The sequence below is a fragment of the Pontibacter sp. HSC-36F09 genome, assembly GCF_024171605.1.
Lineage (GTDB): Bacteria > Bacteroidota > Bacteroidia > Cytophagales > Hymenobacteraceae > Pontibacter.
The window spans coordinates 310,034-321,832 of the sequence record NZ_JALKAA010000001.1 but is presented as its reverse complement, the minus strand read 5'-3'; the positions used below and the strand labels follow the sequence as shown (position 1 = coordinate 321,832).

Below are 11,799 nucleotides of genomic sequence, written 5' to 3'. Positions count from 1 at the left end.
TCTTTGCAAACTGAGTGCCAGTTTCTGCTTCAATCCTCAGATCAGGTATAACAGGTGCTTTTTATACTTGATCTCTATAACGGAATACCCACCTTACATAGCGCGGTGGTACAGGTATAGTTTTACTGTTTTTGCAACACGGCGGGCTCTTGCTCTGCAATTGGTCGCAGTTCAGGGTATAGCGCGATCAGTTTCAGGAAAACACCGTTGGTCCATCCGAAGCCATCCTGGTTGGGGTACTCGCCGCCGCCTGCTTCGAGTTCCAGATTCTCTACGTTATACTTCTCCACCATTTTGCCTGTGTTTTCGTGCACTTCGGTGCCGAGGGTGATCCAGCGCGTGGCGATGGTACGGGCCAGCTCTTCATACTCGTAATTGCGAAGCGCCTGAATACTCATCCACTGCAAAGGTGCCCAGCCATTCGGAGCATCCCACTGCTGATTGGTATGAACCAAAGTCGTGGCCAAGCCACCGGCCTTTAGGAAATCGTTTTGCAAACGCTCGGCTACAGCCTTGGCTTGCTTGCGCTTGGCCATGCAAAAGTAAAGCGGGAACACAGCGGCCAGTGTAGGGATGTCGGTGGTTTTGCCCTGTACGAAATCGTAATCATAGAAGAAGCCGTCAGCATCGTGCCACATGTGCTGTAGTACTGCTTTGCGACGGGCTTTGGCTTTCTGGCGGAACAACTTAGCCTCAGCCGGATCGCGTTCCAGTTCGGCCATCTCAGCCAATGTCAGTTCCATGTGGAAAAGCAGTGAGTTGAGGTCTACGGGCAGAATGTCGGTGGTGTGGATCGTACTGAGGTTGTGTTTGTCAGCGAACCAGCGGCTACTAAAGTCCCAACCCGATTCGGCAGCGGCCCTGATGTGGCGGTATACCTCTTCCGGGTTTCGGACTGACTCCTGCGCGATGTGCACGTCTTCTCTGTAAGACTCGGGGCGGGGTGCCGGTTGGTCGTCCCAGTAGCGGTTGAGGATGCTGCCATCTGGCAACAGTACCACTCGTCGGTGCGTTGGATTGGCAGAGGTGAGTTGCTCAGACCCATCCATCCAGAAAGCATACTCCTTGCGGAGGGCAGGTGCATATTTTACCAACACATCGCGGCCTAGTTCCTGGGTGAGCAGGTGCAGCATAAGCGCGTAAAAGGGTGGCTGTGAACGACTGAGGTAATAACTGCGGTTGCCATTAGGTATATGACCGGTGGTGTGGATCAGGTGGGTGAAGTTGTCGACCATGTGTTGGATCAATGCTTTTTCGCCGCTCACCTGCAAACCCAGCATCGTAAAAAAGCTATCCCAGTAGTAGATTTCCTGAAAGCGACCGCCTGGCACCACGTAGGCGTGGGGCAGAGGCAGCAGTGAGCCGCCGCCATCGCCCGGCATACGAGTGAGTACAGGCCATAGCTGTCGTATATGCGCTGTTACAGTGAGGCTGGTGTCGGTCGTGAAGTTGGAGGACGGTTGCGTGGGCAGCAGAAAATGCTCCAGTACAAATTCTTTCAGATCAAAGCCAGGCTGCTGGCGCTGCTCCCGGTAAGCCTGCAGAATATATGCTGGCTCCTGTAGGGGGACGCAATCTGCAAACGTTTTGGAGTCCGGAAACACAGGCAGCAACTGCACATCACGAAAAAGCTCCTGCAAATCGGTCTCCGGTAGGTACTGCGCCTGTACCGGCAGAGGAGAGAAAATATAAGATAAAAGCAAAAGAATCAGATTTAGTGCGAAGTATGATTTTTTTGATTTGCCTTGCCTCATAGTCAGCGCTTATTATATGAATATCTATTCATACGAAATAAGGAAACAAGGGGCCAAGTATACTACTATGCTACCTGGTACACAAGCCCTCATCCTATATGATGGCCTGTTTCCTGAATACATGTAGGAAATTCTTGAAAAAGTCAGGATTAACTGAAAAGAGTGGAAGTGTTACTATGGTAATATAAACAGAGCAGGGAGCCTGTTTTTACAAGCTCCCTGCTCTGCTAAACTTAACTGTATAGGTCAGCGCAGCCCCTCTGTTACTGTATGTCTAATTTTTAGATCTGGAAGATTAGTTACCAGTAGTTGAACCCGTTGTAGAGCCTGTGGTGGTGCCAGTCGTAGTCGTACCTGTTGTCGTGGTAGTGCCCGTCGTAGTCCCGGTCGTCATACCCGTTGTAGTACCAGTCGTCGTACCTGTAGTGGAACCGGTGGTTGTGCCGCCGGTCGTTGTCATGCCTCCAGTGGTGGTACCGGTAGTTGTTGTACCTGTTGTGCCGCCTGTGGTAGTGCCCTGCATGCCGGCGGTGTCTTCGGTCATGTCAGTGTCATTCATATCATTTTCCATCGTATTATCTTCCATGGTATCGGATGGCGTCTCTGTGGTAGTGCCCTGCTCTCCCCCACAAGATGTCAGTAATAATGCTGAACTCATAAAAAGAGTGGCCGCCGCTGTTTTCCAAATCATTTTCATAGCCTTTAAGTTTTTAGGTTTCACATCCTCTCTTTTACGATTAATTTAAGAATGAGCCTACTAACTAAGCTGTAATTATCTGGTTATAACTACTTAATTATCAATAAGTAGAAGTGGCGAAATGCAGCGAAAGAGCCTCTGTTAGCGGCTAAAAGGGTGTCGCACAAAGGATATTTGTCCCATGGCGTCTTTTTCGTAACGGGCTAATGTATGAGGTTCAAACTGAGAGGGGAAGTTCGGCTGCCCGGGTTGCACCTGATCCGGAGCTGGCTGGTTGTTCAGGAAAAAGTATACCCTGGTGGTGCCATACTTGGTGTGCGGCATGTAGTTACCATAAGCTTCCATCTCCTGCCACAGGGTATCGGCAAGTGTCACCGCGTAAATCCTGACGATTGGGCCGGTGTTATTCTCGTTGCGGTAAAAGGCCACCTCTTTAAAATCGCCTTTCAGGTCATCGACACTGGGCAGGGAAAAGGAGTCGTAGATGAAGTAGATGATGAGGGCAGCTGAGAGGCTTAATAGAATGTATTTCGTTGGTTTAGATAACATAAGGCAATTGTATAATTACCACAAAGGTACAGCTTTAAAAGGGCTGTAGCAAAGTACTGTCATGCTGTATATCCTTTCTAACAGGGAGTGCGTCTGAAAGGCCATCGTCTTCCGGAAACGAAAAAGCTGCAGCCGACCAATGCAGCTGCAGCTTTCAATTGCTAACTCTGAACTTTTAACTTCCAGATTCCACGGCTCTCCTGATCAATTGCTCCAGGATATTTTGAGCCGCTACGGAGATGATCGTGCCCGGTCCGAAGACGCCTGTAGCGCCGGCTTTGAACAGGAAATCATAATCCTGGGCAGGTATAACGCCACCTACAATCACCATGATGTCTTCGCGGCCGAGTTTGCGTAGTTCCCCGATCAGCTGCGGCACCAGCGTTTTGTGGCCGGCTGCCAGCGAAGATACACCCACCACATGCACGTCGTTCTCGGCGGCTTGCATGGCTACTTCGGCCGGGGTCTGGAAGAGTGGGCCAATGTCCACGTCGAAGCCGAGGTCGGCGAAGGAGGTGGCAATCACCTTAGAGCCACGGTCGTGACCATCCTGCCCCATCTTAGCGACCATGATGCGTGGCCGGCGACCTTCCAGTTCCTCGAACTGATCAGCCAGCACTTTTGCCCGCTCAAAGTTCTCGTCGTCGGAGAGCTCGGCAGAGTATATACCTGATATGGATCGTATCACAGCTTTGTGTCTTCCGTAAATTTTCTCTAATGCATCAGAAATCTCGCCCAGTGTAGCGCGGTAGCGGGCAGCGTTCACGGCCAGTTCCAGCAAATTACCTTCACCAGACTCAGCAGCCAAGGTCAGGGCTTGCAGTGCTTCATCCACGGCCTGGTTGTCGCGGTTTTCTTTTACCTGGGCCAGTCTGCGGAGCTGCGACTCGCGCACCACGGTGTTGTCAATGTCGAGGATGTCGATTTCCTGAATCTGGTCCGGACGGAATTTGTTCACGCCCACAATCACATCCTTGCCCGAGTCGATGCGGGCCTGCTTGCGGGCAGCAGCCTCTTCGATGCGCATTTTTGGCAGACCGGTCTCAATGGCTTTGGCCATACCACCGAGCTCCTCCACTTCCTCAATCAAAGCCCAGGCTTTGTGCGCGATCTCATGCGTGAGGGCTTCTACGTAATAAGAGCCTCCCCAAGGGTCTACCACTTTGGTGATATTGGTTTCCTGTTGCAGGTATATCTGCGTGTTACGGGCAATGCGGGCCGAGAAGTCGGTTGGGAGCGCGATGGCCTCGTCAAGTGCGTTGGTATGCAAGCTTTGAGTACCACCCAAGGCAGCGGCCAGCGCCTCCACACAGGTGCGGGTCACGTTGTTGAACGGGTCCTGCTCGGTCAAGCTCCAGCCGGAAGTCTGACAGTGCGTGCGCAGCGCCAGTGATTTCGGGTTTTTGGGGTTGAACTGTTGGATCAGCTTGGCCCATAACATACGGGCGGCACGCATTTTGGCGATCTCCATGAAGTGGTTCATGCCGATGGCCCAGAAGAAAGAAAGGCGTGGCGCAAATACGTCGATGTCCATACCTGCTTTGAGACCGGTGCGCACATACTCCAGGCCATCAGCCAGGGTATAGGCCAGTTCAATGTCGGCGGTGGCGCCGGCTTCTTGCATGTGGTAGCCTGAAATAGAAATCGAGTTGAAGCGCGGCATATTCTGGGAGGTATACTCAAAGATGTCAGCGATGATCTTCATGCTCGGCTCCGGCGGGTAGATGTAGGTGTTGCGCACCATAAACTCCTTCAGGATGTCGTTCTGGATCGTGCCACTCAGCTGCTCCGGCGTTACGCCCTGCTCCTCTGCTGCCACAATATAAAAGGCCATGATCGGCAGCACGGCTCCGTTCATCGTCATCGACACCGACATCTCATTGAGCGGAATCTGGTCGAAGAGGATTTTCATGTCCTCCACCGAATCGATGGCCACACCGGCTTTGCCCACGTCGCCTACCACACGCGGATGGTCGGAGTCGTAGCCGCGGTGTGTGGCAAGGTCGAAAGCTACCGAGAGACCTTTCTGTCCGCCGGCCAGGTTGCGACGGTAGAAGGCGTTGGATTCTTCGGCAGTGGAGAAACCGGCATACTGGCGGATTGTCCACGGCTTTTGCACATACATGGTGCTATAAGGGCCGCGTAGGTATGGCGGCAGACCAGCAGCAAAGTCCAGGTGCTCGAAGTGTTGCACATCCTCGGAGGTATAGTAGCTCTTGAGCGGAATCTGCTCGGCTGTTTTCCAGTCCTTCGGCTGCAGTGGGTTTTTCTGCCCGTGCTCCGCTTTGGCGACTTTGTTGATGTCTATGTTCGAAAAGTCAGGTTTCATGGGTTAATTTTTGAATGAGTGATGGAGTGAATGAGTGAGTTCTATTTTCTGTCGACTCATTCGCGCGTCGTTCTATTTTTTTTGAGTTTCGGATGCCTCGGCTCAGGAAAACAGGTCAAACCGTTGTTCTGTCAGTGCTTTGCCAAAAGCAGTGGAAGGTTTCTCTTCCGTCAGCTTAAAGCCATAGCGTTTATACAAAGCGATGGCGCCTTCCTGTTCATGGGTCGTCCAAAGGAAGGCGGAGGTATAGCCTTTCTCCCTGTAGAAGTCCATGGCCAGCTTCATGAGCTTTTTGCCCAGGCCGATGCCCCTGAATTCCGGCTCTATCAGAAAGTACCTCACCTGGGCCACATTCCCGGGGCGGTGCATCAGGAAGATCGTCCCGACTATCCTGCCCTCATACTCAGCCAGCCAGGCCCGGCCTTTGTTCGGGTCGTACTGGCTGAAGAATTCGTGCAGCCCCTGGGCAATGTAACTCTCAAACTCAATTCCATAATGGTACTCGTTACTGTAAAGGGTACCGTGGCGATACGTAATATAGCCAATGTCTCCGGGTTTTAACGCCGTTCTAATGGTAAGGTCACTCAGTTGCATGTTTTATTTTTGAATGAGTGATGGAGTGAATGAGTGATTTTTCTATCAATACATTTACTCTTCAAAACTCAATAATTACTTATATTCCTGAATGAGGTTTGATTGAGGAAATTCAAGGGGAAGTATTCGCTCCATCACTAAATCACTCATTCACTAATTTAACTTGCGTGCTCGGAGGTGATGACCCAGCGGCCATTTACCTTTTTCCAAAGCTGTGATGATACGCCGCCCATCAGTTTTTTGCCTTGCAGGTCGATCTTCCAGCGGTACACGTAGTACACGGCTTCCGGTCCTACCTGCTCAATGTGCAAGGGTTCGTAGGTATAGTCGCCCATTTTGCTGCGGTCGGTGAAGTCGGTTTGGAACATCTCCAGCACTTCCTGCCATCCTTTTTCAGTGCCGTTACGGCTGATCCAGAGCATGTCCGGCGACTCCCAGTAAAAGTCCATCGCCTTCTCCAGTTCGCCGTTGTTCCAAGCGGCTACCTGCCCGTCGAGGGCTTGCTTAACTTCTGTGATCGCGTCGTTCATGGTTGCTGGTTTGTTGTTTTTGAATGTGAAGGCTGTTTATTGCGTGCCACCATTGTTCTCTTCGCGCTCCAGGCGCTTCTGCACCAGCTCCAGTATAGTCGACATGTCGCAGTCTTCGAAGATGAACTCGTCATACCCGTGGGCTACCAGTTCGTCTTTCATGTGCTGCGGATCGTCGGCCATGATGATGGTCGGCCTGGATTCGTGCTGACGAATCTTGGGACCAAACTCGCGGGCATACGTTGCTTCGGAAGTAGACACAACTACTACCTCGGCTGCTGCATGCAGCAGGCGGGCGGCGGCTGTTTCCACGTTATCATACTGTTGCATATCGGTTTCGAAACCGGCGCAGGTGAAAAATTCTTTTGCAAAAGAGGCGTTGATGTGGAGCTTGGCAGCCTGTCCGATCACGGCGATAACTGCCCTTGGACGACGTTTGCGCTTACGCAAATGCAGCTCAGTGGCCATGCGCATCACCTCAGTCGGGTAGGCGGCGCGGGTTGTATCGAACTCGGCGCGTTGGATTAGTTCCTCCGGGTCAAAGTCAATCTTCTCTTTCGGGTTCGGGTATTTGTTAGTGCCTACCAGCACCATACGGCCTGTGGCGATGTCGCGGAACTTCTGGCGGTTTACTTCGGTGATTGAGCCCAAAATAAATCCATTATCATAAGCGGCCTCAAATCCTCCCTGTGCTTCCACTTCTTTGAAAAGCTCCCATGCTTTGGTAGCCAGTTCGTTGGTGAGAGACTCCAGGTAGTAAGAACCGGCGGCGGGGTCTACGGCTTTGTCCAGGTATGACTCCTCTTTCAGGATAATGGACACGTTGCGGGCGATGCGCTCCGAGAACTCATCTGAATCCTTAAAGGTGCTGTCAAATGGCAGTACAGTAAGCGAATCAGCGCCGGAGAGAACTGCCGACATGGCCTCAGTGGTCACGCGCAGCATGTTCACGTACGGGTCGAGCGTAGTTTGGTACCAACTGGAAGTCGTGCTGTGGATGCGCAGTTTGCCGGCCAGCGCCGGATCGGCCTGGTAGGCCTCCACTACGGCAGCCCAAAGCAGGCGCAGAGCCCGCAATTTGGCGATCTCAAAAAAGTAGTTGGTGCCGACCCCCATGCAAAACAGCATGTTGCGTAACACCGATTCCAGAGGCTCACCAGCTGTGGTAAGACGATCGGTATAAGCTACGGCAGCACTCAGGGTATAGGCTACTTCCTGTGTGAGCGATGCGCCGATGCTGCTGAAACTGGTGCCACAAACCGTAACGCCGTAAAAGTCTGGGCTGTCTTTGGTAAGTTCGAGCACCTGGGTGATAATCTTGTTTTCGTCCTCGGTGAGCTGGCCTTTTCCTGACATCGGGTCGTAGTTCATAAAACCCTTCAGGTTGCGGTGCGAGATGTTCTGCTCAGAAAGCGAGGTATAGAGTCCTCTGAGAAAATCTGCCGGGTCGCTACCCAAGGTATAACTGACAGACTGCGAGGTCAGGTCGAGTTGCTCGGTCAGGTAGGCAACGTCGAAAGCCTGCGGATTTTCCACAATAAAGAGCACACCATCAGCGCCTCTGCTTAGGGCATCAGCGGCTTTGTCAATGGCTGTTATGCCGTTGCCATGCGCTTTTATTTTCTGGATGTTCTGCCAGTTGTTGTCGCTGCCGGTGTTGCCGCGCAGAAAAGGGAAGTCACCCGGTTTCTGCTGAGCAAATGGCAGGTGTTGCGTGTCTTCGCGGGTATAATAGGGCTTAATCGTGATGCCTTCGTAGGTATGCCAGTTCAGGCTTTCGAGTGGGGTTTCGCGCAGGTCTTTCTGTGTGCGATTCGCCCAATCGGTTGCTGTGCCCGGCTTGAATTCTGAAAATAGCTTCTGCTCGTCAGTCATCGTGTATGGGTGTTATTTCCTGTAAATATATACTTTCTATTGCAGCTTATGAAAAGCGGGAAGAAGGTCTGGCCGTTTTATCACTTTGAATTTAGTCTACGTGAACCACAAAGCGCAGGTATAGCCAGAAACCCAATAAGAGCCAGACCAGGACAATGACAACTGCCATGATGTAGTTAGGCTTTCGTTCCAGGAGCTGTTGCCTGGCCATTGCGCGGTACTCTTCTACAACCTCCACGGGCAGCAGCTTAAGGGAGAGCCAAATCCCGAGCGGGAGCAGAATGAGATCGTCGAGGTAGCCGAGTACAGGTATAAAATCCGGGATCAGGTCGATCGGGCTGAAGGCATAGGCAACGGTAAGGATCAGTACGACACGGGCAAAAAAAGACACACGCTGGTCGCGGTAGGCCAGGTATAAGGTATAGATGTCCTCTTTGAGTTTCCGGACGGTGTCTTTCCACTTTTGCAGCATAGAATGTTGTACGGCTGTTCCAAAAAATATGTAGCTTTAGAGGAAGCAAACACTTGACTCTGAACATGACACAACCTTATACCTTCCTTAAGAAAATACTGCCTCTCTGCCTGGGGCTGCTGGTTACCATACCTGCCTTTGCACAGAACTCCAAACTGTTGACGAAGGCCAACACCATGGCCGACAAACTGGAGCCGAAAGTGATCGAGTGGCGGCGCGACTTCCACCAATACCCGGAGTTGGGCAACCGTGAAACCAAGACAGCCGAAAAAATTGCAACTCACCTCCGCAATCTAGGTATAGAGGTGCAAACGGGCGTGGCCCATACCGGTGTGGTGGGCATCCTGAAAGGCGGAAAACCCGGCCCGGTGGTGGCCCTGCGCGCGGATATTGACGGCTTGCCTGTAACGGAGCGAACGGATGTGCCCTTTGCCTCCAAGGAGCGCAGTACCTACAACGGACAAGAGGTAGGTGTGATGCATGCCTGCGGCCACGACACGCACATTGCCATGCTGATGGGTGCAGCCGAAGTGCTGGCAGGTATGAAAAGCGACCTGAAAGGAACCGTGAAGTTTATTTTCCAGCCTGCTGAGGAGGGATCTCCGGCAGGTGAGGAAGGCGGTGCAGCTTTGATGGTAAAAGAGGGCGTGCTCGACAAAGGACCGAAACCGGAAGTGATCTTTGGTCTGCACATTAACTCACAAACAGAGGTGGGTACGATTAAGTACACGCCGGGCGGGACCATGGCGAGCGCTGATATCTTTCGCATAAAAGTAAAAGGCAAGCAGGTACACGGCGCTTACCCTTGGTCAGGTATAGATCCGATCGTGGTGTCAGCGCAGATCATCAACGGCCTGCAAACGATCATCAGTCGACAGACACAATTGCCGGAAGGCGCCGCTGTGATCACGGTGGGCAGCATCCACGGTGGTGTGCGCAACAACATCATTCCGGAGGAGGTGCTGATGGAAGGAACGATCAGGGCGCTGGACGTGGAAATGCAGAAGAAGCTGCACGAGAAAATCAACCTCACCGCCACCAAAATTGCCGAAGCCAGCGGAGCAGTGGCAGAAGTGGAGATCATCCCGCAAACACCTGTTACCTACAACGACCCGGCCTTAACCGAACGCATGCTGCCCACCCTGCACACTGTGGCTGGCCGCGATAAGGTGGTACTGGCCAAGGCTGTGACAGGCGCCGAGGATTTTGCTTTCTACCAGGAGAAAATTCCGGGCCTGTTCCTGTTCGTGGGCGGTATGTCGAAAGGCAAAAAGCCCGAAGAAGTAGCCCCACACCACACACCTGATTTCTTTATAGATGAAAGCGGCCTGACGCTCGGCGTAAAAACCCTCACCAGCCTGACATTGAACTACATGGAAGGAAAAGGCAAAAAGTAGACAGGTATAGAAAAGCCTCCCTCAGTACCAACTGAGGGAGGCTTTTTTTTGAATAAATTACTGCAGCATGAGTTTGCCTGTTTCAATGGGTGAGAGTTGGCTGGTTAAGGTATAGGTATAGAGTCCCGAGGCTAGTTTGGCCGGGCGGGCAAAATCGTTTCTGCCCGGCCGCAAGGTATAGCTTGCCACCACCTTGCCCGTAACGTCGCGCATCAGCAGGTGAAGGGCCGGCAGGTCGGGTGCCTCAATGGTGAACTCGCTCCGCGCCGGGTTGGGGTATAACTTTGGCCTTTCAGTTGGGAAATCGTCGCCGGAGGACAGGGGACGCCGCTGCTCTCCCACGTAAATGTACGCGAATGCCCAGGCATCCTCCACTTTGCCATAAGGGAGCCTGTCTCCCGTAAATTCTTCTACCGGTCTGCCTCGCATGCCCATTAGGTAGGGCTCTGTGCGCTCCATGTCAGGGCCAGGAGTGAAGGAGTAGGTAATGGCAAAACCATCCGCAGTATCCCGGAAAGCAAGCGACGTGTTGACTAGCTTTAACGTATCTATTTCCCCGAATGGCCTGGCACTTAGTGGCAAGTCACTGGTCGGATTCTTTTTCAGGTAAAATTCCAGTTTCACCGGTTGTCCGGGCCAGGTCTGAATGGAACCATCGCTGTTCACCGTCAGGCGGTTCTTGTTCAGGAGGCTCATTTTAGGTTGATCCGCCCGCTCGGTCACCAAAAAAGTCATGTCGACTATCATATGGCCTATTTCCCTGCCATCACGCATTTCTGTTACTTTTAGAGCGATCACATATTCTCCTTTTTGAACGGGATTTGGCCAGTGGATTTCTCCAAAATCGCTCACTGTTAACCCCTCCGGAGGCCAATAACCGGGAACATCGGCAATCTCGAAAGAAGAGGATCTGTGTTTGGGAGTCACCAGATCATACTTCAGGTAGTCTCCATCCTCATCGTAGGCTAAGAAATTGTGGGTCCATGGCTCACCCGTATAGGCTGCGGTAACTGGTACGCCGGCAAGCTTCGCCCCATGCAGATTTTGAGTAGCGGTACCTGCCTTCACGAGTGTAACTATTTTCAAAGTTATTAAGTCACTGGGTGCTGCCATGTTGATGATCCCCCCATTCCGGTTCTCGCCAGTCCAATGCACGGTATAGTTTCCAGGCGCGGCGTAGGTATGGCTCCAGGTGAAAATTTCCTTATCATAACGATGGGAATAAGGAGTAATTCTGGCTCTTTCAACCGTCTGAACCTTGCCATCGCCCATGCTTATGGATACAAAAGGATCATCCGCAGATGAGGCGGCTTTTGTGTAAAGCGTAAACACAAAATCAAACTTAAGCGGGTTCTGTGGGTCGGTTGTATAGCTGATGTAGCCGCTGTAAATGTGCGTGGCCTGTACCAGCAACGGCGCAAAAAATAAGGCAGTTATCCAAAAAGTAAGGTATATTTTGTTCATAGCCAAGCAGTTATAAGTAGAGGTTTATAATAATACGATTTATAGTTATATTTTAGTATTATTTATTTAATTATTTGACTATTTATTGCTTATTCTATTCATACACTGTTTCCTAAAAGATAAATAAATGGGTATAGA

Annotated in this window: 10 protein-coding genes; 1 reads left to right on the top strand and 9 read right to left on the bottom strand. The window is 51.7% G+C overall.

Annotated elements, in window-relative coordinates:
- Positions 1-122: 122 nt before the first annotated feature.
- The 8 genes from treF to L1278_RS01340 form a co-directional block, all read right to left on the bottom strand.
- The gene (gene treF / locus L1278_RS01375) at positions 123-1,703 is read right to left on the bottom strand and encodes an alpha,alpha-trehalase TreF (RefSeq protein ID WP_253400713.1); all 1,581 of its coding nucleotides are present in this window, start codon (positions 1,701-1,703) and stop codon (positions 123-125) included.
- Between the two features lie 346 nt (positions 1,704-2,049).
- The gene (locus L1278_RS01370; protein ID WP_253400712.1) at positions 2,050-2,451 is read right to left on the bottom strand and encodes a hypothetical protein; all 402 of its coding nucleotides are present in this window, start codon (positions 2,449-2,451) and stop codon (positions 2,050-2,052) included.
- A gap of 141 nt (positions 2,452-2,592) precedes the next feature.
- Positions 2,593-3,000 carry a hypothetical protein gene (locus L1278_RS01365; RefSeq protein WP_253400711.1) on the bottom strand — a complete coding sequence of 136 codons (408 nt, stop codon included), beginning with the start codon at positions 2,998-3,000 and terminating at the stop codon, positions 2,593-2,595.
- A 175-nt stretch (positions 3,001-3,175) separates the two neighbouring features.
- Positions 3,176-5,329, bottom strand: a complete 2,154-nt coding sequence (gene scpA / locus L1278_RS01360) for a methylmalonyl-CoA mutase (protein WP_253400710.1) — start codon at positions 5,327-5,329, stop codon at positions 3,176-3,178.
- A 102-nt stretch (positions 5,330-5,431) separates the two neighbouring features.
- Positions 5,432-5,923: a GNAT family N-acetyltransferase gene (locus L1278_RS01355; protein WP_253400709.1), complete on the bottom strand. Its 492-nt coding sequence runs from the start codon at positions 5,921-5,923 to the stop codon at positions 5,432-5,434.
- A 158-nt stretch (positions 5,924-6,081) separates the two neighbouring features.
- A complete protein-coding gene (locus tag L1278_RS01350; RefSeq protein WP_253400708.1) occupies positions 6,082-6,453 on the bottom strand; it encodes a DUF4440 domain-containing protein in 372 nt (123 codons plus the stop codon).
- Between the two features lie 36 nt (positions 6,454-6,489).
- Positions 6,490-8,328, bottom strand: coding sequence for a methylmalonyl-CoA mutase family protein (locus L1278_RS01345; RefSeq protein ID WP_253400707.1), 1,839 nt, complete (start codon positions 8,326-8,328; stop codon positions 6,490-6,492).
- Positions 8,329-8,419: 91 nt separating this feature from the next.
- Positions 8,420-8,800, bottom strand: coding sequence for a YkvA family protein (locus L1278_RS01340; protein ID WP_253400706.1), 381 nt, complete (start codon positions 8,798-8,800; stop codon positions 8,420-8,422).
- Positions 8,801-8,865: 65 nt separating this feature from the next.
- On the opposite strand from L1278_RS01340, the gene L1278_RS01335 reads away from it, so the two are divergent.
- Positions 8,866-10,197, top strand: coding sequence for an amidohydrolase (locus L1278_RS01335; RefSeq protein WP_253400705.1), 1,332 nt, complete (start codon positions 8,866-8,868; stop codon positions 10,195-10,197).
- Between the two features lie 57 nt (positions 10,198-10,254).
- On the opposite strand, the gene L1278_RS01330 is transcribed toward L1278_RS01335, so the two are convergent.
- Positions 10,255-11,661 carry a T9SS type A sorting domain-containing protein gene (locus L1278_RS01330; protein ID WP_253400704.1) on the bottom strand — a complete coding sequence of 469 codons (1,407 nt, stop codon included), beginning with the start codon at positions 11,659-11,661 and terminating at the stop codon, positions 10,255-10,257.
- Positions 11,662-11,799 lie beyond the last annotated feature (138 nt).